This window comes from Streptomyces sp. NPDC039609 (assembly GCF_055596705.1).
Genome location: NZ_JBVIUJ010000009.1, coordinates 142,015 through 167,336 on the forward strand (window position 1 = coordinate 142,015; position 25,322 = coordinate 167,336).

General features: G+C 70.9%; 26 protein-coding genes. 6 read left to right on the forward strand and 20 right to left on the reverse strand.

Features of this window, described 5'->3' with window-relative positions; all coding sequences use genetic code 11:
• Positions 1-24: 24 nt before the first annotated feature.
• The 4 genes from ACZ561_RS26620 to ACZ561_RS26635 form a co-directional block, all read right to left on the reverse strand.
• Positions 25-1,458: a sugar porter family MFS transporter gene (locus ACZ561_RS26620; RefSeq protein WP_470999508.1), complete on the reverse strand. Its 1,434-nt coding sequence runs from the start codon at positions 1,456-1,458 to the stop codon at positions 25-27.
• A gap of 213 nt (positions 1,459-1,671) precedes the next feature.
• Positions 1,672-5,226 (reverse strand): chromosome segregation protein SMC, encoded by a 3,555-nt coding sequence (smc, locus tag ACZ561_RS26625; RefSeq protein WP_470999510.1) that lies wholly within the window; start codon positions 5,224-5,226, stop codon positions 1,672-1,674.
• Positions 5,227-5,414: 188 nt separating this feature from the next.
• Positions 5,415-5,630, reverse strand: coding sequence for a hypothetical protein (locus ACZ561_RS26630; RefSeq protein ID WP_215066520.1), 216 nt, complete (start codon positions 5,628-5,630; stop codon positions 5,415-5,417).
• A 392-nt stretch (positions 5,631-6,022) separates the two neighbouring features.
• Positions 6,023-6,304, reverse strand: coding sequence for an acylphosphatase (locus ACZ561_RS26635; protein ID WP_470999512.1), 282 nt, complete (start codon positions 6,302-6,304; stop codon positions 6,023-6,025).
• Between the two features lie 180 nt (positions 6,305-6,484).
• On the opposite strand from ACZ561_RS26635, the gene ACZ561_RS26640 reads away from it, so the two are divergent.
• Positions 6,485-7,438: a CAP domain-containing protein gene (locus ACZ561_RS26640; RefSeq protein WP_470999514.1), complete on the forward strand. Its 954-nt coding sequence runs from the start codon at positions 6,485-6,487 to the stop codon at positions 7,436-7,438.
• Positions 7,439-7,592: 154 nt separating this feature from the next.
• Here the strand turns inward: ACZ561_RS26640 and ACZ561_RS26645 are convergent, their stop codons facing one another.
• Positions 7,593-7,859 carry a hypothetical protein gene (locus tag ACZ561_RS26645; protein ID WP_470999516.1) on the reverse strand — a complete coding sequence of 89 codons (267 nt, stop codon included), beginning with the start codon at positions 7,857-7,859 and terminating at the stop codon, positions 7,593-7,595.
• Positions 7,860-8,018: 159 nt separating this feature from the next.
• A complete protein-coding gene (locus ACZ561_RS26650) occupies positions 8,019-8,603 on the reverse strand; it encodes a flavodoxin family protein (RefSeq protein ID WP_470999518.1) in 585 nt (194 codons plus the stop codon).
• 118 nt (positions 8,604-8,721) lie between these two features.
• Between ACZ561_RS26650 and ACZ561_RS26655 the strand changes: the two genes are divergently transcribed.
• Positions 8,722-9,108: a winged helix-turn-helix transcriptional regulator gene (locus tag ACZ561_RS26655; protein ID WP_376432898.1), complete on the forward strand. Its 387-nt coding sequence runs from the start codon at positions 8,722-8,724 to the stop codon at positions 9,106-9,108.
• Positions 9,109-9,154: 46 nt separating this feature from the next.
• On the opposite strand, the gene mutM is transcribed toward ACZ561_RS26655, so the two are convergent.
• From mutM to ACZ561_RS26700, 9 genes are all read right to left on the reverse strand, one after another.
• Complete coding sequence (mutM, locus tag ACZ561_RS26660; protein ID WP_470999520.1) at positions 9,155-10,015, reverse strand: bifunctional DNA-formamidopyrimidine glycosylase/DNA-(apurinic or apyrimidinic site) lyase; 861 nt, start codon at positions 10,013-10,015, stop codon at positions 9,155-9,157.
• 153 nt (positions 10,016-10,168) lie between these two features.
• Positions 10,169-10,981 carry a ribonuclease III gene (gene rnc / locus ACZ561_RS26665; RefSeq protein WP_470999522.1) on the reverse strand — a complete coding sequence of 271 codons (813 nt, stop codon included), beginning with the start codon at positions 10,979-10,981 and terminating at the stop codon, positions 10,169-10,171.
• A gap of 19 nt (positions 10,982-11,000) precedes the next feature.
• Complete coding sequence (rpmF, locus tag ACZ561_RS26670; RefSeq protein WP_030496967.1) at positions 11,001-11,174, reverse strand: 50S ribosomal protein L32; 174 nt, start codon at positions 11,172-11,174, stop codon at positions 11,001-11,003.
• A gap of 2 nt (positions 11,175-11,176) precedes the next feature.
• Positions 11,177-11,881: a YceD family protein gene (locus ACZ561_RS26675; RefSeq protein WP_470999524.1), complete on the reverse strand. Its 705-nt coding sequence runs from the start codon at positions 11,879-11,881 to the stop codon at positions 11,177-11,179.
• 84 nt (positions 11,882-11,965) lie between these two features.
• The gene (locus ACZ561_RS26680; RefSeq protein WP_470999525.1) at positions 11,966-13,006 is read right to left on the reverse strand and encodes an ATP synthase F0 subunit B; all 1,041 of its coding nucleotides are present in this window, start codon (positions 13,004-13,006) and stop codon (positions 11,966-11,968) included.
• A 121-nt stretch (positions 13,007-13,127) separates the two neighbouring features.
• Complete coding sequence (coaD, locus tag ACZ561_RS26685) at positions 13,128-13,619, reverse strand: pantetheine-phosphate adenylyltransferase (protein ID WP_470999814.1); 492 nt, start codon at positions 13,617-13,619, stop codon at positions 13,128-13,130.
• Positions 13,620-13,645: 26 nt separating this feature from the next.
• Positions 13,646-14,230, reverse strand: coding sequence for a 16S rRNA (guanine(966)-N(2))-methyltransferase RsmD (gene rsmD, locus ACZ561_RS26690; RefSeq protein WP_384523847.1), 585 nt, complete (start codon positions 14,228-14,230; stop codon positions 13,646-13,648).
• Positions 14,231-14,305: 75 nt separating this feature from the next.
• On the reverse strand, positions 14,306-16,543 hold the full coding sequence (gene recG, locus ACZ561_RS26695) for an ATP-dependent DNA helicase RecG (protein ID WP_470999528.1): 2,238 nt from the start codon (positions 16,541-16,543) through the stop codon (positions 14,306-14,308).
• Between the two features lie 111 nt (positions 16,544-16,654).
• Complete coding sequence (locus tag ACZ561_RS26700) at positions 16,655-18,247, reverse strand: DAK2 domain-containing protein (protein ID WP_470999530.1); 1,593 nt, start codon at positions 18,245-18,247, stop codon at positions 16,655-16,657.
• A gap of 239 nt (positions 18,248-18,486) precedes the next feature.
• On the opposite strand from ACZ561_RS26700, the gene rpmB reads away from it, so the two are divergent.
• Positions 18,487-18,672 (forward strand): 50S ribosomal protein L28, encoded by a 186-nt coding sequence (gene rpmB / locus ACZ561_RS26705; protein WP_003957616.1) that lies wholly within the window; start codon positions 18,487-18,489, stop codon positions 18,670-18,672.
• Positions 18,673-18,802: 130 nt separating this feature from the next.
• On the opposite strand, the gene thiD is transcribed toward rpmB, so the two are convergent.
• The gene (gene thiD, locus ACZ561_RS26710; protein ID WP_470999532.1) at positions 18,803-19,594 is read right to left on the reverse strand and encodes a bifunctional hydroxymethylpyrimidine kinase/phosphomethylpyrimidine kinase; all 792 of its coding nucleotides are present in this window, start codon (positions 19,592-19,594) and stop codon (positions 18,803-18,805) included.
• Positions 19,591-20,553 (reverse strand): thiamine-phosphate kinase, encoded by a 963-nt coding sequence (locus tag ACZ561_RS26715; RefSeq protein WP_470999534.1) that lies wholly within the window; start codon positions 20,551-20,553, stop codon positions 19,591-19,593. Before ACZ561_RS26715 ends, thiD begins: the two co-directional genes overlap by 4 nt.
• 230 nt (positions 20,554-20,783) lie before the next feature.
• On the opposite strand from ACZ561_RS26715, the gene ACZ561_RS26720 reads away from it, so the two are divergent.
• The gene (locus ACZ561_RS26720; RefSeq protein ID WP_028802415.1) at positions 20,784-21,017 is read left to right on the forward strand and encodes an Lrp/AsnC family transcriptional regulator; all 234 of its coding nucleotides are present in this window, start codon (positions 20,784-20,786) and stop codon (positions 21,015-21,017) included.
• Positions 21,018-21,037: 20 nt separating this feature from the next.
• Positions 21,038-21,532 (forward strand): DUF3515 domain-containing protein, encoded by a 495-nt coding sequence (locus tag ACZ561_RS26725; protein WP_376432875.1) that lies wholly within the window; start codon positions 21,038-21,040, stop codon positions 21,530-21,532.
• A gap of 10 nt (positions 21,533-21,542) precedes the next feature.
• Here the strand turns inward: ACZ561_RS26725 and ACZ561_RS26730 are convergent, their stop codons facing one another.
• The 3 genes from ACZ561_RS26730 to ACZ561_RS26740 all read right to left on the reverse strand — a co-directional run bounded on the left by ACZ561_RS26730 (position 21,543) and on the right by ACZ561_RS26740 (position 24,511).
• A complete protein-coding gene (locus ACZ561_RS26730) occupies positions 21,543-22,682 on the reverse strand; it encodes a D-alanine--D-alanine ligase family protein (protein WP_470999536.1) in 1,140 nt (379 codons plus the stop codon).
• Positions 22,683-22,760: 78 nt separating this feature from the next.
• Entirely contained in the window at positions 22,761-23,762 is a 1,002-nt protein-coding gene (locus ACZ561_RS26735) for an NAD(P)H-dependent glycerol-3-phosphate dehydrogenase (protein WP_470999538.1), read from the reverse strand.
• Positions 23,759-24,511: a lysophospholipid acyltransferase family protein gene (locus ACZ561_RS26740; protein WP_470999540.1), complete on the reverse strand. Its 753-nt coding sequence runs from the start codon at positions 24,509-24,511 to the stop codon at positions 23,759-23,761. The genes ACZ561_RS26735 and ACZ561_RS26740 overlap by 4 nt, the downstream gene beginning before the upstream one ends.
• Positions 24,512-24,673: 162 nt before the next feature.
• On the opposite strand from ACZ561_RS26740, the gene cofC reads away from it, so the two are divergent.
• The gene (cofC, locus tag ACZ561_RS26745; RefSeq protein WP_470999542.1) at positions 24,674-25,321 is read left to right on the forward strand and encodes a 2-phospho-L-lactate guanylyltransferase; all 648 of its coding nucleotides are present in this window, start codon (positions 24,674-24,676) and stop codon (positions 25,319-25,321) included.
• Position 25,322 lies beyond the last annotated feature (1 nt).

Consider the following 25,322-nt stretch of genomic DNA (forward strand, 5'->3'; position numbering starts at 1 on the left):
ATTCGAGGAGAGGGGCAGCGGGGTTTAGCCCATCTCCTCCAACGCCTTGCCCTTGGTCTCCTTCACGTACCTGAGCACGAAGGGGATGGAGAGCACGGCGAAGACCGTGTAGATGATGTACGTGCCGGAGAGGTTCCAGTCCGCGAGGGACGGGAAGCTCGCGGTGATGGCCCAGTTGGCGATCCACTGCGCGGAGGCGGCGACGCCGAGGGCGGCGGCGCGGATCCGGTTGGGGAACATCTCGCCGAGGAAGACCCAGACCACCACGCCCCATGAGAGGGCGAAGAAGAGCACGAAGACATGGGCGGCGACGAGCGCCACGACGCCCTCGGTCTCGGGCAGCTTGCCGTCGACGAGGTCGGCGGAGAACGCCCAGGCCTCGAAGGCGAGGGCGATGGCCATACCGATGGAGCCGACGAGGGCGAGGGGCTTACGGCCCACCCGGTCGACCAGGGCCATCGCGATCACGGTGCCGACGATGTTGATGATCGACGTGGTGAACGAGTAGAAGAACGAGCTGGAGGGGTCGACGCCGACCGACTGCCAGAGCGTCGCCGAGTAGTAGAAGGCGACGTTGATTCCGACGAGCTGCTGGAAGACCGAGAGTCCGATGCCGACCCAGACGATGGGGAGCAGCTTGAAGCGGCCGCCGGCCACGAGCAGGTCCTTGAAGGTGGACTTGTGCTCGCTGCGCATGGCGCGGTCGATCTCGGCGACGCGGTGGTCGAGGTTGACCTCGTGGCCCTCGACCTCGGCGAGGACCTCCTTGGCGCGGTCGACCTTGCCGACGGAGATCAGGAAGCGGGGGGACTCGGGGATGGCGAAGGAGAGCAGTCCGTAGAGCACGGCGGGGACGACCATCACGCCGAGCATCCACTGCCAGGCCTCGAGGCCGCCGATCTCGCCGCGCTGGTCGCCGTCGGCGATCTGCAGGATGCCGTAGTTGACCAGCTGGGAGATGGCGATGCCGATGACGATGGCGGCCTGCTGGAAGGAGCCGAGGCGGCCGCGGTACGCGGCGGGGGCGACCTCGGCGATGTACGCCGGGCCGATCACCGAGGCCATGCCGATGGCGAAGCCGCCGACGATCCGCCAGAAGGCGAGGTCCCAGAGGGCGAAGGGCAGTGCGGAGCCGACGGCGCTGACGGCGAAGAGCACGGCGGAGATCTGCATACAGCGGATGCGGCCGATGCGGTCGGCGATCCGGCCGGCGGTCGCGGCGCCGATCGCGCAGCCGATCAGGGCGATGGCGATGACCTGGGCCAGCGTGCCCGAGCCGATGTCGTACCGGTCCCGGATGGCCTCGACGGCGCCGTTGATGACGGAGCTGTCGTAGCCGAAGAGGAAACCACCCATCGCTGCGGACGCCGTGATGAAGATGACGTGGCCGAGGTGGTCCGGGTGGGCGGCTCGGCCTTCGGAAGGCGGCGGCGTGGGCGCCTGCGCGGTGCTGGTCACATGGACTCCTGGAGGCCTCCGGCAGCGTCGCCGGGGCGTGGGGGGCGAGCCCTTCCAGTGGCGCACAACATCACGCCGCCCACCACTTGAAGGTAAAAGCAACGTTGCAGAGACTATGCCTTCAAGTTTCGAAGTCAAGACCTGATGTCGTATGACTTCAACCGCACTGGATCAACCTTTGAGTTCAAGACTTGAAGTTGACCATGGAGACGATCATCGCAGCCGTTGGCTGATGACCTTCGAGACGCCGTCGCCCTGCATGGAGACGCCGTAGAGCGCGTCGGCGACCTCCATCGTCCGCTTCTGGTGCGTGATGACGATGAGCTGCGAGGACTCCTGGAGTTCCTGCATGATCCGGATCAGCCGCTGGAGGTTGGTGTCGTCCAGGGCCGCCTCCACCTCGTCCATCACGTAGAAGGGGCTGGGGCGGGCCTTGAAGATGGAGACCAGCATCGCCACGGCGGTAAGCGAACGCTCGCCACCGGAGAGCAGGGAGAGCCGCTTGACCTTCTTTCCCGGGGGACGGGCCTCCACATCGACACCGGTGGTGAGCATGTTGTCGGGGTCGGTCAGGATCAGCCGCCCCTCGCCGCCGGGGAAGAGACGCGAGAAGACACCCTCGAACTCGCGGGCGGTGTCCCGGTAGGCCTCGGTGAAGACCTGCTCGACGCGGACGTCGACCTCTTTCACGACCTGAAGGAGGTCGGCCCGGGTCTTCTTGAGGTCCTCCAGCTGCTCGGAAAGGAACTTGTGGCGTTCCTCCAGCGCGGCGAACTCCTCGAGGGCCAGCGGATTCACCTTGCCGAGCTGCTGGTACGCCCGTTCGGCGGACTTGAGCCGCTTCTCCTGCTCCGAACGGACGAAGGGGCGCGGCTGGTTGCGCGGATGCTCCGGATCCTCCGGCAGCTCCTCGCCCTCGGCGGGCGGCGACGGCGGTACGGGTTGATGGGGGCCGTACTCGGAGACGAGGCCGGCCGGCTCGACGCCCAGCTCCTCCAGGGCCTTGGTCTCCAACTGCTCGATCCGCATCCGCTTCTCCGCGCCGAGGACCTCGCCCCGGTGGACGGAATCGGTGAGCTTGTCCAGCTCGGCCTTCAGCTCGCGGCCCCGGTTACGGGCCCCGGCAAGGCCCTGCTCGCGGGCGCCCTTCGCGGCCTCCGCGAGCGCTCGCTCCTGCTCGGCCCGGAGCAGGGAGACCTCGATGTGCGAGAGGAGCTGCCGGGCGCCGGCGGCGACGGCGGTGGCGACCTCCGCCTCGTGGCGCAGCCGGGCGCGGCGCTGCTCGGCACGCGCGCGTGCCTCGCGTTCGGCGCGCGCGCCACGGTCGAGGGAGTCGGCGCGTCCCGCGAGGCCCTTGACCCGCTCCTCGTGCGTACGGAGCTGAAGCCGGGCCTCCATCTCGGTCTGGCGGGCGTTGGCGCCGTCGGCGGCGAGCCGGTCGCGCACGGAGGTGTCGGGCTCCTCCTCGGCCGGGGCCTCCTCGGCGACCAGCAGCCGCTCGGCCAGCTCCTCGGCTTCGTAGAGCGCCTTCTCCAGGGCCTCTTCCGCGCGGGCGGCCGCCGCGGTGGTGCGCTCGGCCTCCCCCGCGGCGCCGCGGGCCTGTCCGGCCAGCCGGCCGAGCTGCTGTGCGACCTGGGACTTCTCGCGGTCGGCGGCGCGCCGGCGTTCGGCGAGCTCCTCGACGAGCGCGGCGGACGTACGCCGGTGTTCGGTGGCCTCCTGCTGGGCGGCGGCCAGCCGTGCGCAACGCGACTCCAGCTCGTCCAGCTCGGTGGCCGCCTCGTCGACGGACGCCTGCACCTCCAGGAGGCTGGGCGCCCCGGCGGAGCCGCCCTGGGCGAAGTGCGCCCCGAGGAGGTCGCCCTCGGCGGTGACGGCGGTGAGGCCCGGGTGGGCGTAGACGAGTCCCTCGGCCTCCTCCAGCGTCCCGACCACCACGATCCCGGCGAGCAACCGTCGTACGGACGTCATGAGTTCCTCGGGGCCCCGGACGAAGTCCGCCGCGCGAGGGCTTCCGCCGGCGGACTCCGGGGACTCCCCCGGGGCCTCCCCGCCGGTGAGCAGCAGCGCGGCCCGGCCCGCGTCCTGCTTGCGCAGCAGGCGCAGGGCCTCGGCGGCCGCGGCGGGGCCGGAGACGGCGATCGCGTCCGCCGCCGCGCCGAGGGCGGCGGCGAGCGGGATCTCGTATCCCGGGGTGACGGTGAGCAGTTCGGCGGCCGGGCCGAGCAGTCCGCCCAGCGTGTCCCGGGCGCCGAGCAGCGCTCCTGTCCCGTCCTTGCGGCGCAGCCCCAGGGAGAGCGCCTCGTGCCGGGCCCGGGTCGCCGCGCGGCTGCGGTCGGCCTCCGTGGCCGCCTCGCGGGCGGCCGTCAGCGCCGACTCGGCCGCGGCGAGGTCCCGGCGGGCGGCCTCGTACCGCTCCCCCAGTTCCGTGTCGCCCGCGTCGAGTCCGTCGACCTCGGCCTTGAGCTGCTCGTACTCCTCCTGTGCGGCGACGGCCCGTTCCTGGGCCTCGTCGCGTGCGGCGGCGAGCCGGTCGATCTCGGCCTGGGCGGACGCGGCGCGCGAGCGGGCGGCGTTGACCTGGCCGTGCAGCCGGGCGAGGCCCTCGCGCCGGTCGGCGATGGCGCGGGCCACGTCCTTGAGCCGGCGCTCCTCCACCGCCAGTTCGCGCTCCAGTTCGGCGCGGTGGGCGACGGTGTCCTCCAGGGCCCGTTCGGCCGCTTCGAGGGCGGCCTCCAGTTCGGCCTCCTGCTCACGGATCCGGGCGGCCTCGCGCTCCATGTCCTCGGGGTCGCGGCCCCGGCGCTCCTCCGGCGGCTGGGCGGTGGCGCTCTTCACGCGGGCGTCTGCCAGCGAGACGGTGCCGCGGACCCGCTCGGCGAGCTGGGAGAGTTCGTACCAGGTCTGCTGGGCGCGCTGGAGGCGCGGGGCGAGCCGGCGGACCTCGTCCTCGAGGTCGGCCTCCTTGGCGAGCGCCGCGCGGAGTTCCGCCTCGGCGCTCTCCTTGCGCTCCTTGAGCGCGGCCTCGTCGGCGACTTCGGCCTTGAGTGCTTCCTGGAGGCGTACGAGGTCGTCGGAGAGCAGTCGCAGCCGGGCGTCGCGCAGATCGGCCTGGATGACCGCGGCCCGTCGGGCGACCGCCGCCTGCCGGCCGAGCGGCTTCAGCTGGCGGCGCAGTTCGTCGGTGAGGTCCTGCACGCGCGCGAGGTTGGCCTGCATCGCGTCGAGCTTCCGCAGCGCCTTCTCCTTGCGCTTGCGGTGCTTGAGGACGCCGGCGGCCTCCTCGATGAAGGCGCGGCGGCCCATGGGATCGGCGTGCAGGACGGAGTCGAGCTGGCCCTGGCCGACGATGACGTGCATCTCGCGGCCGATGCCGGAGTCGGAGAGCAGGTCCTGGATGTCGAGCAGCCGGCAGGTGTCGCCGTTGATCTGGTACTCGCTGCTGCCGCCCCGGAACATGATCCGGGTGATGGTGACCTCGGCGTAGTCGATGGGCAGCGCGCCGTCGGAGTTGTCGATGGTCAGCGAGACCTCGGCGCGGCCGAGCGGCGGGCGCCCGGTCGTGCCGGCGAAGATGACGTCCTCCATCTTGCCGCCGCGCAGCGACTTGGCGCCCTGCTCTCCCATGACCCAGGACAGCGCGTCCACCACGTTGGACTTGCCCGAGCCGTTCGGCCCCACGACACACGTGATTCCAGGTTCGAACCGCAGCGTGGTGGCGGAGGCGAACGACTTGAAACCGCGGAGGGTCAGGGCCTTGAGGTGCACGCCCCCGGACTCTACCTGGGGTTGCGCGTTTCACCCATGAAGGTGCAGGGCACACCCTCCCCTAAGGAACGGTGGGACTCGGGGGGCTCATGGGGGACTCAAGAAAGAAGGGACGCCGGAGCGCCCCTTGCATATCCAGCTGTGCTGGCGTGAGTGTTTCTCACCTGGCCCCGGCACGGGGCTGACTGTCAGGTGAGCGCAGGCTCCGCCTGGGGAACGTCGAGGTCGATGCTGTCGAGCAGCGACTCGCCATGCTGTGCGGCGGCAGCGTTGAGCGCGTCGTTCTCGGACTGGATCCGAACGAGCTCGGACTCCAGATCCTGGACGCGCTGCTGAAGCCGTCGCATCTCGGCGAGGAGTCGCGGGTCGGAGCCGCCGACGTAACCGAGAAGCGCCTTTGCCATGATGGATGGTCCTCCACACTGAGTGACCGACCGAAGCGGTGTGGGTCGTGAGGGATTTCGCACCCGCGGTCTCGGCAGTGCTTCATGTCGTGCCGGTTCGTACTGCCAAACAGCTAAGGTGCGCGGGGATTCCAGCGTCTCACCAAAAAGTTTGACGGTCAACACGATCACGCCCCGTATCAAGGGCGACCGGGGGGTCTGCGGCCGCGGAACAGGCGGCGGCGCCTCGCAACTCGGTGCCTCAGGGGCGTAGCGATCATCCTTCCGCGCGGAGCGCGCCACCGCAAGCCCCTCTCGGCAACCATCAGGCCATTTCCACTTCGGCGGCTCGTCGGCGAACGTCCGCTCGGGGGTCGAGCAGGCCACCGGGCGGGGCTCCGCCGAGGCGTCCGTCAGCGGATCGCGAAGCTGTCGTAACCGCCGCGCGGGGTGGCCCAGATCTCAGTGACTCCGTCGACGCGCCCGGGAGTGTCGCCGGACCGCAGCCAGTCGAGCAGTCGGTGGCAATTCTCACTCGACCCTTCGGCCACAACCTGCACGCGCCCGTCGTCGAGGTTCAGAGCGAAGCCGACGAGCCCTCCGATCTCCAAGGCGTTTGCCCTGGTGAACCAGCGGAAGCCCACTCCCTGTACTCGGCCGCGCACCCATGCGGTGAGCCGTACGTCCTCATTCATGGCTGCACGCTAACGGGCCAATTGCCGAAGGAGCACGTCGGCCCGGCGCGTCATGGCGTACAGTCCCGACCGAATGAGGCTCACCCGTTCGGGTGCGCCTCATCGAGCGAGCCCGTCACGGGCCACGCAGAAGCAAAGATCAGCAAAGAGACAGCACAGGTCGTCAGGAAGGCAGAGCAGATGGGACGCCATCGTCGCTCCGGCGCCGCGCCCGCCGCAGAAGATTACGCGGCGGGTTCGGACCGCCGGCACCGGGGTGAACGCCGCAGGAAGCGCGGCATGCGTACGGGACTGATCGGCGCCTCGGCCGCGGTGGCCGTCGGCGCGGTCGCCGTCGCCTCGGGCCTTCTGCCCGGCGGGGACACCCTGACCGTGGGCAGTGCCGGCTCCGGAGAGCAGCAGACCACCCAGTCCCGGCAGACGCCGGAGCTGACGACTCAGGGCGGCGCGTCCGCGACCCCGTCGAGCCAGTCGTCGAGCCCGTCGACGGGCACGGGCACGGGCACGGGCACGGGCACTGGTACGGGTACCGGTACGGGCAAGGCGACCGACAAGGCGACCGACAAGGCCTCGTCCTCCCCTTCCGCGACCCCGTCGCCGCAGCCGTCGAAGACCACCAGGTCCCCCGCGCCGAAGAAGCCGGCCCCGCAGCCGTCGAAGACGACGGCGAAGCCGAAGCCCAAGCCGGCGCCCACGACCGAGAAGCCCGTCGTGCGCACCCCGGCCCCGGCGCCGACCCCGTCCGTGCCCAGCCGCGCCGCGGCGGCCGAGGCGGAGGTCGTACGACTGGTCAACGTGGAGCGGGCCAAGGTCGGCTGCACCCCGGTCCGGTCCGACGGCGCCCTCGCCGCACTGGCCGGAGCGTTCAGCCAGGACATGGCGCAGCGCGGCTTCTTCGACCACACGGACCCGGACGGCGACACCCCCTGGGACCGCGCCGGCCAGGCGGGCGTCACGGGCATGGGCGGCGAGAACATCGCCCGCGGCCAGGTGGACGCGGCAGCCGTGATGGCGTCGTGGATGAACAGCGACGGCCACCGCGCGAACATCCTGAACTGCGACTACAAGACCATGGGCGTCGGCGTGTACTTCGCGGACGGCGGCCCGTGGTGGACGCAGGACTTCGGCTTCTGACACTTCCGCAGGTCAGCCACCTGTGAGCTTTCGTGGGCCGTCTCGGTCGCCATCGGCGACCGGGGCGGCCCACACTGCGTCCACAGCGGCACGGGTACGAGCAGGGGAACGCCCGCTCCTCGCCACCCCAGCCCGCGGTGCGGGTCTACGCCGCTCAGGTTCCGAACACGCCCAGCCATTCCCCCATGGCGAGCGCCACCGAGGCGGGCACCAGCATGGCGATGCCGATGCCGCCGAGCACATGCGCTGCCCATGGCGTCGTACGCCGCGAGCCGCCGGACACCTCACCCCTACGCGCAACCCAGAAGCGCCGGAGGTACAGAGTGACGCCCAGCAGGCAGAGGACCGCACCCCCGAGCAGCATCACCTTCAGGCCCCATTGAAGAACGACAAGAAGCGCGGTTGAGATCAGCAACCCCATGACCGCTCCCCTGGTTCGCACACGTATCTGACTGCCAGGGGGTGTGCGTGCCCCAGCCGCGCCCGATCGTACGGGGGGCCTCGGCGAACCACGGAGGCGACCGGGCGTTGCTCAAGGCCCCGGCACCGAGTGGTGACGGGGCCTTCGCGCGTCGCGCGGTCAGGCGGCGGCGCGGCCCGTTGCGAAGGTGCGGGCGGTCGTGGCGACGCGGCGGCCGAGGTGTTCGGCGGTGGCGAGGTCGGCCTTGTGGACGCCCTCGGGGCCCAGGTCGTTGTGGGTCTGAGCGGCGGCGCCGGAGAAGAAGCCGAGGCGGTTGATGTCGTTCTCCGACGCCTCGGTGGTGTTCCAGCCCGGCTTCAGGCCCAGGTTCACCCAGGTCATGCCGTGCTGAGCGGCAAGGACCTGGAAGAACTGCAGCGTGTGCAGCTTGTCGCCGCTCTTGGAGGCGGAGTTGGTGAAGCCCGCGGCCAGCTTGTCGATCCAGGCGTCCGTGAACCAGCGCTTCGAGCTCTCTTCGGCGAACGTGTGGAACGCGCCCGAGGCCGTGCCCATGTACGTCGGCGAGCCGAAGACGATCGCGTCGGAGGCGTCCAGCAGCTCCCACTGGGCGTCGGTGATCTCGTCGACCTTGATCAGGTGGACGGTGGCACCCGCGTCGAGGGCACCGGCACGGACGGCCTCGGCGACGACGGCGGTGTGGCCGTAGCCGGAGTGGTAGGCGATGGAGATGACGGGCGTGGACATGGTGGGACTCCTCATCGGCGGGGGAACGACAAGAAGTAGAGCACTAACTTTCAGAAAGTGCAATCCACAGGTAAGCGCACTCCTTTGGTTAGCGCTGTGCGCGAGTATGGTAGAGGGCATGACTGACGACCTCGTGTTCAACGTGTTCGCCCGGGCCTGCACCTCGCGCGAGACGCTGGAGCATGTGACGGGCCGGTGGGGCACGCTCACGCTCGGCGCGCTCCACGAGGGCACGTTCCGCTTCAACGAGCTGCGCCGCCGGGTCGACGGGGTCAGCGAGAAGATGCTGGCGCAGACCCTGCACGCGCTGGAGCGCGACGGGCTCGTCCACCGCGAGGCGCAGCCGACCAACCCTCCGCGGGTGGACTATCGGCTGACGCCGCTGGGCCGCGAGATCGCGGAGCGCCTGCGTGCGCTGATCGACCTGGTCGAGGGCCGGATGCCGGACGTACTCTCGGCGCGCGAGAGCTACGACGAGGAGCGTGCGGCCGCAGCGAGCGCCTGAGCGGCCGTGTCGAGCGCCGCGGTGCGCGCGTGAGCGACCGAGAGCGTCAGGCCGTCGGGCGCGGCGGGCGCTGGCAGCGCGGGCAGAAGTAGCTGGACCGGTTCATCCACGGCCGGCGTCGCATCGGCGTACCGCAGCGGCGGCACGGCTCGTCCTCGCGCCCATAGGCGTCCAGCGACCGGTCGAAGTAGCCCGATTCCCCGTTCACATTGACGTAGAGGCTGTCGAAGCTGGTGCCTCCCGCGGCGAGAGCCGCGTTCATGACGTCCCGTACATGGCCGAGAAGCTCGGCGGAGCGGGTCCTGGTCAGCGTCGCGGTGGGGCGTTCGTAGTGCAGCTTCGCGCGCCACAGCGCCTCGTCGGCATAGATGTTGCCGACCCCGCTGATCAGCGTCTGGTCGAGCAGCGCGCGCTTGACGGTCGTACGGCGCAAGCGCAGCGCCGTCTGGAAGGCCGCGTCGTCGAACTCCGGGTCCAGCGGATCGCGGGCGATGTGCGCGATGACGTCGGGAAGGCCGTCCACCGTGTTCTCGTGGATCGAGAGCCCGCCGAAGGTCCGCTGGTCGACGAAGCGCAGCTCGGTGCCGAGGCCGTCCTGGAAACGGACGCGGATCCGCAGGTGCTTCTCGTCGGAGGCGTCCTCGGACTGGACGAGCAGCTGCCCGCTCATGCCGAGATGGCCGAGGACGGAGACGTCGGAGTCGGCGAGCGGAATCCACAGGTACTTGCCGCGCCGGCGCGCGGCCCCGAAGCGGTGCCCCTTGAGCCGGGCGGCGAAGTCCGCCCCGCCGGCCGGGTGCCGGCGCACGGCCCGCGGATGGAGCACCTCGACCTCGCCCACGGTGCGGCCGCCGACCCAGCGCTCAAGACCGCGTCGTACGACCTCGACCTCGGGCAACTCGGGCACGGGACTCCTCCGGAGGGGTACGGGACAGGCGACGCCCGAAGCCTACCGCCCGGACCGGGACGACCGAACGGAAGCGGAAGACCCCGCCCGGAGACCCTCGCGGGGCCCCGGGCGGGGTCGTCAAGAAGCAGTGCCGTCAGGAAGGGGAGGGCTTCAGGCCGAGGCCTGGTCCGCGGGGGAAGAGGTGTCGGCGACCTCTTCCGGCGTCGTTTCGGCCGCCGCGTCCGCCGCGGCCTTCGCCGCCGCGAGACGCTCGTCCGCCGCCGCGCGAATCGCGCGCCATGCGGACTCCGCCGCCTGCTGCTCCGCTTCCTTCTTGCTGCGGCCGGTGCCGGTGCCGTACGAGACACCACCGACGCGGGCGGCAGCAGTGAAGGTCTTCTCGTGGTCCGGACCCGTCTCCGTGACGAGGTACTCCGGAACACCCAGGCCCTCGGCCGCGGTCAGTTCCTGGAGGCTGGTCTTCCAGTCCAGTCCTGCACCGAGGTTCGAGGACTTCTCGATCAGCGGGTCGAAGAGCCGGTGCACCAGCTCCGAGGCCGCGTCGAGGCCCTGGTCGAGATAGACCGCACCGATCACCGCTTCAAGGGTGTCGGCGAGGATGGACGCCTTGTCCCGGCCACCCGTGCCCTCTTCACCCCGGCCGAGCCGGATGAAGGAGCCGAGTTCGAGGCCGCGACCGACCTCCGCCAGCGCACGCGAATTGACCACCGCGGCCCGCAGCTTGGCCAGCTGGCCTTCGGGCAGGTCGGGGTGGGTGCGGTACAGCGTGTCCGTGACCACCAGTCCGAGCACGGAGTCCCCGAGGAACTCGAGACGCTCGTTGGTGGGCAGACCGCCGTTCTCGTACGCGTACGAGCGGTGCGTCAGCGCACGCACCAGAAGGGCGGACTCGAGCTGATACCCGAGCCGCCCTTCCAGAAGCGTGTGGGACGAGGCATTGTCCGTCTTGTTGGACTCAGACATTGCGCCTCTCACCAGCCACTCAGACCGAGAGGACCTGGCGCTTGTTGTAGGTGCCGCAGCTCGGGCACGCGATGTGCTGCTGCTTCGGCTCCTGGCAACGCTCACACGAAACCAGGGTGGGGACCGCAGCCTTCCACTGCGACCGGCGGTGGCGCGTGTTGCTGCGCGACATCTTCCGCTTCGGAACAGCCACGGCTACTTCTCCTGCTTCTCGTCGACGCCAGCTTCGGCGCCGCTCATGTTGTCCTTCTCATCGGTTCCCAGCGAACCGGCGAGTCCCTGCAGTGCCGCCCAACGAATGTCGACGGCGTCATGGTGGTGGTCCGGGTTGTCGTTCAGGTTGGTTCCGCATTCGGAACACAGACCCGCACAGTCCTCCCGGCACACCGGCTGCATCGGCAGTGCGAGCACCACCGCATCACGCAGCACGGGTTCGAGGTCGAACATGCCGTCCTCGAGGGGGATCATGTCCTCGTCGTCCTCGGCTTCGTCGTCCGCGGCCGCCTTGGAGCGGCCCCGGTCGTCGGAGTCGGGGTACGAGAACATCTCCTGGAAGTCCACGTCGAGCTCGAGCTCGACGGGCTCCAGACACCTTACGCACTCCCCCTCGGCCGATGCACGGGCGGTGCCTGTGACGAGCACCCCTTCCATGACCGACTCGAGACGGAGCTCGATTTCCACGGGCGAGCCTTCCGGCACCCCGATGACCCCTTCGACACCGAAGTCCTTGGGGGCCGAGGCCGAGCGGGAGATCCTCTGGAGGGCACCAGGACGCCGCCCCAGCTCGTGTGTGTCGAACACGAGGGGGTTGCGGTGGTCAAGGCGCGTGCTCAGGGTTCTTCCTGCTTTCGGATCGTGAGGGGCTGCCGTGTTCGAATCGAGAGACGAAGCGGGCAGCATGGATCGCGGGCATACGCGCGACCGAAGAGCCAGGATACTGGACGCTTCGCCCAGGGCCCAATCCGGCCTTGGGCGGCGCTCGGCTCAGTGCGCCTGACCGTGCCCCTGGCCGTGACCCTGCTCGTACTGACGCAGCTGCTCCAGGTCGATCATGCTCGTGTCGAAGAAGCTGGTCTCGTCGAGCGCGGCGGCCTGCGGCTGCTGATAGTCGTAGACCGGCTGCTGCGGCTGCTGATACGCGTAGGGGTCCTGGGTCTGGTACCCGTACGGGTCCTGGGCCTGGGCCTGGTAGGCGTAGGCGTCCTGGTGCTGCGGCTGCTGGTAGCCGTACGGGTCCGGCTGCTGCGCCGGGATCTGCGGGGCCTGCTGGTGGACGGGCTGCTGGACCGGCTCGGGGTCGGCCAGCTCCGCGAGCCCCGCCAGGTAGTCCGCGTCGCTGGTGTGCGCCGCGCCGCCCGCCGCGTCCTGGGCCGCCATGTGGGCGCCGAGGTCGTCGGTGGCGATCCTGCCGTGCAGCTTCTGCCGGCCGCGGCCGACCGCCTCCAGGGTCTTCGACAGCACGGCCTCGAAGGCGCCCAGCTTGGCGTCCACGTACTCGTCGGCCCGGTGGATCAGGGTCTGCGGGTCCGCGCTGTACTCGGGGGCGTCCTCGTCGGCGTAGCCCTGCGCGTCCAGGCCCGGGCCGCGGCCGAGGAGCTTCTCGCGGCCACGGTCGACGGAGCCGATGGTCTTGTTGAGGACGACTTCGAAGTTGGCGAGCTTGGAGTCGACGTAGTCGTCGGCCTCCGCCCGGATCTCCTCGGCCTCGCGGCGGGCTTCGGAGAGGATCCGGTCCGCCTCGTCCTGGGACTGGCGGGCGACCTGGGTGTCGGAGATCAGCGAGCCGCGCTCGGCGTGGGCGGCCTCGATGATCCGCTCCGCCTCCTGCCGGGCGTGCTCCACCATCTGCTCACGGCCCCCGAGGAGCTCCTGCGCCTGGGCCAGGGAGCCCGGCAGGGCCTCCCGTACCTCTTCGAGCATGGCGAGCAGCTCGGCGCGGTTGACCACGCAGGACGCCGACATGGGCATGGAGCGGGCGTTTGTGACCGTCGAAACGATCTCGTCGAGCTTCTTCTGCACGTCCACCGGGTGCTCGCCACTCTCTACAGCTGGATGGAGACGGACGGGACGACTTTAAGGGCAGTCGTCCCCCGCCCGACACCGGGTGACGGACCGTCAGCGGTGGTCGCTCGCGGTCACGTCCGGGTCAGTGCCCGCCGCGCTGTTCGGCGAGCCGGTCGGTGAGCCTGCCGAGGACGGCCGGCGGCACCAGGTGGGAGACGTCGCCGCCCCAGGCCGCGACCTCCTTGACCAGGGACGACGACAGGAAGCTGTACGTGGGGTTGGTGGGGACGAACAGGGTCTCGACGCCCGAGAGCCCGTTGTTCATCTGCGCCATCTGCAGCTCGTAGTCGAAGTCGCTGACCGCGCGCAGGCCCTTCACGATCGCGGGGATGTCGCGCTGCTTGCAGAAGTCGACGAGGAGGCCGTGGAAGGCCTCCACCTCGACGTTTCCGAAGTCGGCGGTGACCTCGCGGATCAGCTCGATCCGCTCGTCGACCGTGAACAGTCCCTTCTTGGACTGGTTGATCATCACCGCGACATGTACGACGTCGTACAGCTTGGAGGCGCGGGCGATGATGTCGAGATGTCCGTTGGTGATGGGGTCGAATGACCCCGGACAGACGGCGCGGCGCAACTTGGGTCCCTCGCTCTCCGGTCCGGTCATCGTGCGTCTTCGCACGTAGAGGCGGCGCGACCGTACCAAAACGTTCCCTCGCCGTAACGACGGGCCCGTAGTGGCTCGAATCCGGCCGGCCAGCCGAATTCCCCGCCTCGGGTGCTGCGCTCCACGGTGACGAGGGCGTCCTCCGTGAGCCAGCCCCCTGAGCGGAGTGTGAGCAGGATCTCGCGAAGATCGTCGTCGGAGACGGCGTACGGCGGGTCGAGGAAGACCAGGTCGTAGGGGGCGGCGGGGGCCGGTCCCGTCACGATCTGTTCCGCTTTGCCCGTGCGGAGTTCCGCGCCGGGCAGTCCGAGCGTCCGGACGTTCTCGCGGACGGTCCGAGCGGCGCGGGCATCGGCCTCGACGAGGAGGGCGTGGGAGGCGCCCCGGGAGAGCGCCTCCAGGCCGACAGCGCCCGAACCCGCGTACAGGTCGGCCACCCGAGCGCCGTCGAGGGTGCCGAGGAGCGACTCCCAGGTGGAGAAGAGGCCCTCGCGCGCCCGGTCGGAGGTGGGGCGGGTGCCGTTGCCAGGGGGCACGGCCAGTCGGCGTCCGCCGGCGGTACCGGCGATCACGCGGGTCATCTGAGGTCCTTGTCCTTTTCGGGGGCGCTCCGTGGTCTGTGCCTCCACGATATGGCGGGTGGGGCGGGTGTGGCGTCACCCCTTCTCCAGGTACTCCTCCCGCTCCTTGTCCAGGAGGGCGTCCAGGGCGGTGCGCAGCTCGGGGTGGCCGGTGAGGTCCGGGTCGGCGAGGACGACGGCGGTCGCCTCCTCGCGGGCCGCGGTGATGACCTCCTCGTCGTCGATGACGGTGAGCATCCGCAGCGAGGAGCGGACGCCGGACTGGGCCTGGCCGAGGACGTCGCCCTCGCGGCGCTGTTCGAGGTCGATGCGGGAGAGCTCGAAGCCGTCGAGGGTGGAGGCGACGGCGCCGAGGCGCTGCCGGGCGGGACTGGCCTCGGGCATCTCGCTGACGAGGAGGCACAGGCCGGGGGCGGAGCCTCGGCCGACGCGGCCGCGGAGCTGGTGGAGCTGGGAGACGCCGAAGCGGTCGGCGTCCATGATCACCATGGCGGTGGCGTTGGGGACGTTGACGCCGACCTCGATGACCGTCGTGGCGACCAGGACGTCGACCTCGCCGGCGGCGAAGCGGCGCATGACGTCGTCCTTGTCGTCCGGGTGCATCCGGCCGTGCAGGACCTCGATACGGAGCCCCGCGAGAGGTCCCCCGGTGAGCTGCTCGGCGATCTCGACGACGGCGAGCGGCGGGCGCTTCTCGGCCTCGTCCTCGGGGGACGGCTTCTTCTTCGCCCCCTTGCCGTTCTCGTCCTCGTCGTCGCCGATGCGGGGGCAGACCACATACGCCTGGTGCCCGTTCTCCACCTCCTCGCGCACCCGCTCCCACGCGCGCGTGAGGAAGTGCGGCTTGTCGGCGGCTGGCACGACGTGGCTGGCGATCGGGGAGCGTCCGGCGGGCAGTTGGTCCAGGACGGAGGTCTCCAGGTCGCCGAAGACGGTCATGGCGACCGTCCGCGGGATGGGGGTGGCCGTCATCACGAGCAGGTGGGGCGTCCGCCTTTCCCCCTGGGAGTGCCCCTTCCCGCGCAGGGCGTCGCGCTGCTCGACGCCGAAGCGGTGCTGCTCGTCGACCACGACCAGGCCGAGGTCGTGGAACTGCACCTTATCCTCGATGAGCGCGTGCGTACCGATCACGATCCCGGCCTCTCCGGTGACGAGGTCGAGCAGGGCCTTTCGGCGTGCGGCGGCGCCCATCGAGCCGGTGAGCAGGACGACCTTGGTGGCGTGCTCGGCCCCTCCGAGCATCCCTCCCTCCGCGAGCTCGCCCATCATCTCGGTGATCGAGCGGTGGTGCTGCTGGGCGAGGACCTCGGTGGGGGCGAGCATCGCGGCCTGTCCCCCGGCGTCGACGACGGCGAGCATGGCCCGCAGGGCCACCATCGTCTTTCCACTGCCCACCTCTCCCTGGAGAAGGCGGTGCATGGGGTGCTCGGTGGCGAGGTCGTCGAAGATCTCCTTGGAGACCTTCTGCTGACCGTCGGTGAGGGTGAAGGGCAGCTTGGCGTCGAAGGCGTCGAGGAGACCGTCGGGGGCGGGTCTGCGGGCGACGGCGGGCAGTTGGGTGTCGGCGAACCTGCGGCGGGCGAGGGCGACCTGGAGGACGAAGGCCTCGTCCCACTTCAGCCGCTGCCGGGCGTCCTCGATGTCCGCCTTGGTGCGCGGGCGGTGGACCTTCAGGAGCGCCTCGGGCAGGTCGGTGAGGCCGCGGTCCTCGCGCAGGGCGGGCGGCAGCGGGTCGGCGAGCCCGGCCCAGCCGGTGGCGACCAGGGAGTCGAGCGCGATGGAGACGGACTGCTCGATGGTCCAGGACTCCAGCTGCTTGCAGGCGGGGTAGATCGGCAGCAGCTCGTTCGCGAACGCCTTGACCGTCTCGTCGCTGCTCTCCGCGTCGAGGAGTTTGTACTCGGGGTGGGTGAGCTGGAGCTTGCGGTTGAAGACCCCGACCTTGCCGGCGAACATCCCGCGGCGGCCCGGCAGTAGCTCCTTCTGGTGGAAGTGGACCGCACGGCCGAAGAAGACCAGCTGCATCCGGCCGCTGCCGTCGGTGATCGTGACCTCGAGGCGCTGGCCCTTGCCCCGGCCGCCCTTGTTGAAGGTCAGCACGCGGGCGTCGGCCACCTGCGCGACCACCGTGACGTGCTCGTCCAGCGGCAGGTCGGCGAGGGCGGTGAGCTCGCCGCGCTCGGCGTACCGCCGGGGGTAGTGGTGGAGGAGGTCCCCGACCGTCCGCAGGTCGAGGTGCTCGGCCATCACCTTCGCGGTGGCGGCGCCGAGGAGGTTCTTGAGGGGTTCGTCGAGCACTGGCACGCGTTCCATTGCACACCACTCCACTGACACCCGTCCCGCAGGCTGTGGATATCGCCGGGTCACGTCGGCGAGGTGTGGTGCCGGGGAGTGGTGCCGGGGACGGGACGGCCGCCTGCCCCGCTACTCGACCCCGATCAGGAGCGGCGGCGCTCCCACTCCCCCGCGGTACGTCGCCGTGTCGACCGCCAGGTACGTCTCGCGGACGTGGCGTTCGAGCGCTGTCGCCAGGGAGGGCGGGGTCTCGTCGGCCACGATCAGGGTGACCAGTTCGCCGCCCGCCGAGAGCATCCGGTCCAGGACCGTGCGGGCCGTCGTCGTCAGGTCCTGGCCGATGACGGCCACATCGCCCTCGATCAGGCCCAGGATGTCTCCGGCCTGGCAGACGCCGGCCGAGGTGAAGGACTGCCGTTCGGCGACGGCGAGTTCGGCGTACCGGGTCGCGCCCGCAGCCGCCGTCATCGCCACCACGTCCTCGTCGAAGCGCCGGTCCGGTTCGTGGACGGCGAGCGCCGCGATGCCCTGGACGGCGGCCCGGGTCGGGATCAGGGCGACCCGGATGCCCTCCGCGCGGGCCTGTTCGGCGGCGGCGCCGGCCGTGTGCCGCAGGTCGGTGTCGTTGGGCAGGAGCACGACCTCGCGCGCGTGGGCCCTCCGGACGGCGTCGAGGAGTTCACCGGCGGCCGGTGGCTCGCCCGGCCTGGCCAGCACCGTCGTCGCCCCGGCCTCCGCGCACAGGCCCGCGAGCCCTTCGCCCGGTACGACCGCCACGACCGCCCGCTGCATCCGCTCCCGGGTCTCGGTGACGCCCGAGAAGTGCGTGATACGGATCCGGTACGGCCGTCCCGCCTCCACGCCGGCCTCCACGGCCGCCCCCGCGTCGTCGACATGGACGTGGACGTTCCACAGGCCGTCGCCGCCGACCACGACCAGCGAGTCCCCCAGCGCGTCCAGCCGGGCCCGCAGCCGCTCCACGGCCGCGTCCTCCGCCTCCAGGAGGTAGATCACCTCGAAGGCGGGTCCGGCGGCTCCGTCTTCGGGTCCGCACGCCTCGTCGGCGGGGACCGGCCGGTGCGCCGTCCCGGTCGGCCGTACCTGCGCCTCTCCCGACACGACCTCCACGAGGGCCCCGAGGACGGCCACCAGACCCCGTCCGCCCGCGTCCACGACCCCGGCACGTTCGAGGACGGCCAGTTGTCCGGGAGTGGCCTCGAGGGCGGTCCTGGCCCCCTCGTACGCCCCCCTGGCCACCGTCACGAGGCTTCCGCCCCCGTCGCAGGCGTCCGCGGCCGCGGTGGCCACGCTCAGGATCGTTCCTTCGACGGGGTGCGCCACGGCCTCGCGGGCCGCGCGGGCCGCCGCCGCCAGGGACCGGGCGAGGTGCTCGCCGTCACGCCCGTCCGCGAGGACGGACGCCATGCCGCGCAGCAGCTGCGAGAGGATCGTTCCGGAGTTGCCCCGGGCGCCGATCAGGGCGCCGTGGGCCATGGCCCTTATGGCGGCGCCCGCGTCCGGGGCGTCCTCCGTGAAGAGCGCCTCGACGGCCCGGGCGGCGGATTCCACCGTCAGATACAGATTCGTGCCGGTGTCCCCGTCGGCGATCGGATAGACGTTGATCGCGTCGATCTCCTCGCGCTCCCTGCCGAGCGCGTCCAGCGCCCTTACGCACCAGGAGCGGACCGCTGCGGCGTCGAGGGTCTGCGCGGTCTGCGGCAACGGGTGATCCTCCTGCTAGGCGGCGTCTGCGGTGGGCTCACCGCAGGGTAGACCCGCTCGTGACCTGCACCCGGGGCGGGGGCCGCCGTCGCCATGGTAGTTTCGTTCTACGGGAGCAGCCGTTGTATGCTGCTTCGGTTGCCCGGCGAGAGTCGGGCCATTCCCCCGGCAAGCCACTTCAGAACTCTGATTCCGGTGCGCCGGATTTCACTGTAAATCTGAAGTCTTTGGAGTGACCCGTGGCTGCCAACTGCGACGTCTGCGGCAAGGGGCCGGGCTTCGGCAACAACATTTCGCACTCGCACCGCCGTACGTCTCGTCGCTGGAACCCGAACATCCAGCGTGTGCGTGCCGTGGTCGGTCGGACGCCGAAGCGGCTCAACGTCTGCACCTCGTGCATCAAGGCCGGCAAGGTCTCGCGCTAACGCCGACGTTTCGTCGTAGCGCAGCCCCTGCGGTTGCCTTGAAAGGCCGGTTCACCTCGGTGAACCGGCCTTTTGCCATGCCCGGAGACGAAACGCGCGCCGCGAGCCCGGCCTGATCGGCAAGACACCCCTAGGCGCGGAATCTCCAGCCGTGGTCCACGGGCCCGATCCCCTCGCCCAGCGCGAAGCCGGCCGCGATCGCCCCCGTCACATACGTCTTCGCCTCCCGGACCGCCTCCGGCACGGTGAGCCCCTTCGCGAGGCCCGACGCCACCGCCGAGGCCAGCGTGCAGCCCGTGCCGTGCGTGTGCCGGTTGTCGTGCCGGGGAGCGCGCAGCCAGTGCTCCTCGGTCCCGTCCGTGAGCAGGTCGACCGCGTCGCCTTCGAGATGGCCGCCCTTGATGAGCGCCCAGCGGGGCCCGTACGACAGGATCGCCGCCGCGGCCTGCCGCAGATCGGCCTCCCGCTCGACGACGACTCCCGTGAGCTGCGCCACTTCGTCGAGGTTGGGTGTGGCCACCGTCGCCACCGGCAGCAGCTTCGTCCGTACGGAATCCAGCGCCGAGGCGGCGAGGAGCGGATCTCCGTGCTTGGAGACCCCGACCGGGTCGACGACCACGGGCACGTCCGGCGTGCCCGCGAGCAGCTCGGCCACGGTCTCCACGAGCGGGGCGGAGGACAGCATGCCCGTCTTCACGGCCTGGACACCGATGTCGTCGACGACGGCCCGGTACTGGGCCCGTATGGCCTCCTCGGGCAGTTCCCACGCGCCCTGGACGCCCAGCGAGTTCTGGGCGGTGACGGCGGTGATCACGCTCATGCCGTGGACGCCGAGGGCGAGCATCGTCTTCAGGTCGGCCTGGATGCCGGCGCCGCCGCCGGAGTCGGATCCGGCGACGGTGAGGACCAGGGGCAGGCTCACTCCGTCCCCCCGAAGTGGTCCCAGCCGCCCTTGCTGTGCCAGGGCGCCCCGTCCACCGTCACCTGGGGCAGCGCGGAGGGGTTGAGGACCTCGCCGATGACCTTCCAGCGGGCCGGCAGCTTCACGTCGGGCGGGAAGGTGGCGACGATCGCGTGGTCCTCTCCCCCGGTGAGCACCCACTGCAGCGGGTCCACGCCCACCGCCTGGCCGATGTCGTTCATCTGGGTCGGGATGTCGATGAGCCCGGAGCGCAGGTCGATGCGGACCTTGCTGGCCTCGGCGATGTGGCCGAGGTCGGCGATGAGCCCGTCGCTGACGTCGCACATGGCGGTGGCGCCGAGCCCGGCGGCCGCGGGGCCCGCGTGGTACGGCGGTTCGGGCCGCCGGTGGGCCTCGACGAAGGCGCGCGGGGAGCGGAAGCCGCGGGAGAGCACCGCGTATCCGGCGGCGGACCAGCCGAGCCAGCCGGTGTACGCGACGACGTCGCCGGGCTGTGCCCCGCCGCGGGTCACCGGGTCGTGGTTGCGCAGGTCGCCGAGGGCGGTGATGGCGATGGTGATGGTGTCGCCGCGGACGACGTCGCCGCCGACGACGGCCGCGCCGGCGACCTGGCACTCGTCGCGCAGGCCGTCCATGAGCTCCACGGGCCAGGTGGCGGGAAGTTCGGCGGGGACGACGAGGCCGAGCAGCAGTGCGGTGGGGACGGCGCCCATGGCCGCGATGTCGGCGAGGTTCTGTGCGGCCGCCTTGCGGCCGACGTCGTACGCCGTCGACCAGTCGCGGCGGAAGTGACGTCCTTCGAGCAGGATGTCCGTACTGGCCACCACGCGCCGGTCGGGTGCGGAGACGACCGCGGCGTCGTCGCCGGGTCCGATCCGTACCGCCGGGGTGGAGGTGAGCCGGGAGGTGAGCTCTCTGATGAGCCCGAACTCGCCCAGCTCTCCTACTGTGCCCTTCACCGCGTATCACCTCGTGTTGTCGTGCCGGCCGTGCGCGTCGCCCGCCGCTCGCTCTGCGGGTCGCGAGCCGTCACGGCGCTGGGTACCGTCAAGTAGACCGTCAACTTCTGTCGTGCGTACGCCACACTGTGGGCGCCTCGGGGCGCGCAGGTCTCCCCGCGGCCCTCGGCGACGCGGTACCGTGGCGTCCCTTTCTCCCACAAGATCCTCGTGGTCGCCCTGGAGGTTCCGTGGTACAGGCGTACATCCTTATTCAGACCGAGGTGGGCAAGGCGTCGACCGTCGCCGAGACCATCTCCAAGATCCCGGGGGTGATCCAGGCGGAAGACGTGACGGGCCCGTACGACGTGATCGTCCGCGCCCAGGCAGACACGGTCGATGAACTGGGCCGCATGGTGGTCGCCAAGGTCCAGCAAGTGGACGGCATCACGCGGACCCTCACCTGCCCGGTCGTGCATCTGTAGCCCCCGTCTACCCTTGGCCGGTGAAGTCTTCCCACCGGCCCTTCGGCCTGCCCACCGCCGCCGCAGCGCTTCTGCTGCTGACCGCCGCGGGCTGCTCGTCCACGGACGCGAAGGCATCGGTCCCGGTTCCCAGCCCTTCGGCGGAGGAGGCCGTCCTCTGCCAGGCGTTGGCGAAGGAGCTTCCGGACACCGTGGCGGGGCTGGGACGGACCGATCCGAAGCCCGAGTCCGAGCTGACCGCCGGGTGGGGGGATGCGGCGATCGTACTGCGCTGCGGCGTTCCCCGGCCCGAAAAGATGACCGATCCCCAGTCCCAGGGCATCTCGGTTAACGGCGTGCGCTGGATGCTGGAACGACCGGAGGGCGGCGGACCCCGCTTCACCTCGGTGTACCGGAAGACGTACGTCGAGGTGACGCTGGACGAGCGGTACGCGCACGACGCCGCACCGCTCGTGGATCTCGCCGCCCCCGTGGAGCAGACCGTTCCGTGTGCTCTGGAACCCGAATGCGACTAGGGGGTCTCCCCTAGCGTAGGCCCGTGGAGCGGGTCAGCGCGGCCTGGATCAGCCGGTCGACCAGCTCCGGGTAGCCGACGCCGCTCTCCTGCCACATGCGCGGGTACATGGAGATCGGGGTGAAGCCCGGCATGGTGTTGATCTCGTTGATCACGAACTGGCCGTCCTCGGTGAGGAAGAAGTCCGCGCGGACCAGCCCTTCGCAGGACACGGCCTCGTACGCGGCGACCGCGAGTCGCTGGACCTCGGCGGTGGCCTCGTCGCCGATCGGCGCGGGCACGATCCCGGACGCCGAGTCGATGTACTTGGCCTCGAAGTCGTAGAAGTCGTGGTCGGTGACGGGCGGGATCTCGGCCGGCACGCTGGCGCGCGGGCCGTCCTCGAACTCCAGGACGCCGCACTCGATCTCGCGGCCGCGCAGCAGCGACTCGACGAGGATCTTGGGGTCGTGGCGCCGGGCCTCCTCTATGGCCTCGTCCAGGCCGGAGAGGTCGTCGACCTTGGTGATGCCCATGGAGGAGCCGCCGCGGGCGGGCTTCACGAAGAGCGGCCAGCCGTGCTCGGCGGCGAACTCGACGATCTTCTTGCGGGCGGCGGCGGGGCTCTGCTCCCACTCGCGGGGGCGGATGACCTCGTACGGGCCGACGGGCAGCCCGAAGGAGGTGAACACCCGCTTCATGTACTCCTTGTCCTGGCCGACGGCGGAGGCGAGGACGCCCGCGCCGACATAGGGGACGCCGGAGAGCTCCAGGAGGCCCTGGAGGGTGCCGTCCTCGCCGTACGGGCCGTGCAGCATCGGGAAGACGACGTCGACCTCGCCGAGGGCCTTCGGCACGGAGCCGGGCTCGGTGTACACGACCTCGCGGTTGGCCGGGTCGACGGAGAGGACGACGCCACCGTGCTCGGACTCGGTGAGGTCGGTGACGTTCGGCAGCGCGCGGTCGGCGATGGCCATCCGCTCCGGGGCGTCGGCGGTCAGCGCCCAGCGCCCGTCCGTCGTGATGCCGATGGGCAGCACGTCGTACTTGGTCCGGTCGATGGCGCGCAGGACGGCGCCGGCCGTGACGACGGAGATGGCGTGCTCGGAGCTGCGTCCGCCGAAGACGACGGCCACGCGCGGCTTGCGGGGGCTCTGGGTGTTCTCGCTCATAACGGGTTGAGCGTACCTTGCGTGTTCGATCCGCTTAAGAGCCCCGGCCCGCCGCGCGCGTCCGGCGTAGCGGGTGCCTCAGCGGCGCTCGGACTTGGCGCTGCGCGACATCAGTTCCTTGAGGGCGACGATCGGCGGCTTGCCCTCGTGGACGATGGAGACGACCGTCTCGGTGATCGGCATGTCGACGCCGTGGCGGCGGGCCAGATCGAGCACGGACTCGCAGGACTTGACGCCCTCGGCGGTCTGCTTGGTCGCCGCGATGGTCTCCTGGAGAGTCATGCCGCGGCCGAGGTTGGTGCCGAAGGTGTTGTTGCGGGAGAGCGGCGAGGAACAGGTGGCCACCAGGTCGCCGAGCCCGGCAAGGCCGGAGAAGGTGAGCGGGTCGGCGCCCATGGCGAGGCCGAGCCGGGTGGTCTCGGCGAGGCCGCGGGTGATGAGCGTGGCCTTGGAGTTGTCGCCGAGTCCCATGCCATTGGCGATGCCGACGGCGAGCCCGATGACGTTCTTGACCGCGCCACCGAGTTCGCAGCCGACGACGTCGGTGTTGGTGTACGGGCGGAAGTACGGGGTCATGCAGGCGGCCTGGAACCGCTGGGCGACGCTTTCGTCGGCGCAGGCGACGACTGCGGCGGCGGGCTGCCGGGCGGCGATCTCCGGAGCCAGGTTGGGACCGGTGAGGACGGCCACACGCTCGGCGGGGACGTCGGCGACCTCCATGATGACCTCGCTCATGCGCTCGGCGGTGCCGAGTTCGACGCCCTTCATCAGGGAGACGAGGACCGTGTCGGGGGCCAGTTTCGGGGCCCACTCGGCGAGGTTCCGGCGCAGGGTCTGCGAGGGGACGGCGAGGACGGTGAACTCGGCGTCGCGGGCGGCCTCGGCGGGGTCGGTGGTGGCCCGTACGCCCGCAGGCAGCTCGATGCCGGGGAAGTAGTCGGGGTTGGTACGGGTGGTGTTGATGGCCTCGACGAGTTCGGCGCGGCGGCCCCAGAGGGTCACCTCGCAGCCCGCGTCGGCGAGCACCATCGCAAAGGCGGTGCCCCACGATCCCGTACCGAAGACGGCTACCTTGGTCACTTCGTACCTTCCCCGGCGGCCTTGCGCCGCTGTTCCAGACGGGCCTTGCGGTGGTCGTACGGCTCGGCCGGTGCCTTCTCGCCGCGTACGTCCTCCAGGATCGCGGTGATCGCGGCCATGATGACCTCGGTCGCCTCGCGCAGTACCTCGGGCGTCGGCTCCTGGCCGTAGAAGCGCGAGAGGTCGACGGGCGGGCCTGCCTGCACGATCAGCGTCTTGCGCGGGAACAGGTTGAGCTTGTTCTCCTTGGCGTACGGCGGCATCGCGAGGTTGGCGCCCCACTGAGCGACGGGGATGACCGGGGCCTTGGTGAGCAGCGCGACGCGGGCGGCGCCGGTCTTGCCGGCCATGGGCCACATGTCGGGGTCGCGGGTGAGGGTGCCCTCGGGGTAGAAGGCGACGCATTCGCCGCGTTCGATGGCCTCGACGGCGGCGCGGAAGGCGTCCAGCGCGTTGGTCGTCTCGCGGTAGACGGGGATCTGTCCGGTGCCGCGCAGCATCGTGCCGACGAACGAGCCCTTGAAGAGGCCGGCCTTGGCGAGGAAGCGCGGGACGCGTCCGGTGTTGTACTGGTAGTGCGCGTACGACAGCGGGTCCAGATATGAGTTGTGATTGACGGCGGTGATGAATCCGCCGTCGGCCGGAATGTGTTCCGCTCCGCGCCAGTCCCGCTTGAACAGAACCACCAGCGGCGGTTTAGCGATGACCGCCGCCAGGCGGTACCAGAAGCCGATTCTGCGGCGGGACACTCGTGCACCTTCCTCTGGGACTGGCGTGCAGGGGGCCAAGTGTCGCCCCATGCTCCTGGTCTGTCGAGAACACCGTACGCCCCGGGATCACGCCTCCGCCGGGCACCGGCCCCTACGGCCCGTCGATCACACGTGGCGGGTGTCGGGACAGAATGGGCCCCGATGAACACCGATCCGGATGGCGGCTGGTCCCTGGTCGTCCCCCTGAAGCCCCTTGCGCGGGCGAAGAGCAGGCTCGCGACGGCCACCGGGGCGCTGCTGCGCCCTCGGCTCGCGCTGGCGTTCGCGCAGGACACGGTGGCTGCGGCGCTGGAATGCGGGCGGGTGCGGGATGTGGCGGTCGTCACGGACGATCCGGTGGCCGCGGTGGCGCTGGCGGCGCTCGGTGCGCGGATCGTGCCCGACTCCCCGTCCGCCGGACTCAACGCGGCGCTGGCGCACGGGGCGCGGACGGTACGGGTGTCCCGGCCGGACGCGGGGGTCGCGGCGCTCAACGCGGACCTGCCGGCGCTGCGCCCCGGCGAGCTGGCCCGGGTCCTGGACGCCGCCGGTGAATTCCCTCGGACATTTCTCGCAGATGCTGCCGAAATCGGTACGACATTCCTCTCGGCGGGTCCGGGAGTGGAATTGGCACCTGCATTCGGGGGCGCTTCGCGCCGGCGGCATTTGTCTTCGGGGGCGGTGGAAATCCGGCTGACCGGGGTGGATTCCGTGCGCCGGGACGTGGACACCGGCGAGGATCTGGCGGCCGCGTGGGCGCTGGGTGTCGGCCCGCGGACGGCGGCCCATCGGTTCCACGCGGCCGGATAGG

What these genes read in the sequence shown, in the direction of transcription:
- ACZ561_RS26630 (WP_215066520.1), bottom strand. Translation starts at nt 5,630, where the DNA reads ATGGCAAAGGCGCTTCTCGGTTACGTCGGCGGCTCCGACCCGCGACTC.
- ACZ561_RS26635 (WP_470999512.1), bottom strand. Translation starts at nt 6,304, where the DNA reads ATGAATGAGGACGTACGGCTCACCGCATGGGTGCGCGGCCGAGTACAG.
- ACZ561_RS26640 (WP_470999514.1), top strand. Translation starts at nt 6,485, where the DNA reads ATGGGACGCCATCGTCGCTCCGGCGCCGCGCCCGCCGCAGAAGATTAC.
- ACZ561_RS26645 (WP_470999516.1), bottom strand. Translation starts at nt 7,859, where the DNA reads ATGGGGTTGCTGATCTCAACCGCGCTTCTTGTCGTTCTTCAATGGGGC.
- ACZ561_RS26650 (WP_470999518.1), bottom strand. Translation starts at nt 8,603, where the DNA reads ATGTCCACGCCCGTCATCTCCATCGCCTACCACTCCGGCTACGGCCAC.
- ACZ561_RS26655 (WP_376432898.1), top strand. Translation starts at nt 8,722, where the DNA reads ATGACTGACGACCTCGTGTTCAACGTGTTCGCCCGGGCCTGCACCTCG.
- rnc (WP_470999522.1), bottom strand. Translation starts at nt 10,981, where the DNA reads ATGTCTGAGTCCAACAAGACGGACAATGCCTCGTCCCACACGCTTCTG.
- ACZ561_RS26675 (WP_470999524.1), bottom strand. Translation starts at nt 11,881, where the DNA reads ATGCTGCCCGCTTCGTCTCTCGATTCGAACACGGCAGCCCCTCACGAT.
- rsmD (WP_384523847.1), bottom strand. Translation starts at nt 14,230, where the DNA reads ATGACCCGCGTGATCGCCGGTACCGCCGGCGGACGCCGACTGGCCGTG.
- recG (WP_470999528.1), bottom strand. Translation starts at nt 16,543, where the DNA reads ATGGAACGCGTGCCAGTGCTCGACGAACCCCTCAAGAACCTCCTCGGC.
- ACZ561_RS26730 (WP_470999536.1), bottom strand. Translation starts at nt 22,682, where the DNA reads ATGAGCGAGAACACCCAGAGCCCCCGCAAGCCGCGCGTGGCCGTCGTC.
- cofC (WP_470999542.1), top strand. Translation starts at nt 24,674, where the DNA reads ATGAACACCGATCCGGATGGCGGCTGGTCCCTGGTCGTCCCCCTGAAG.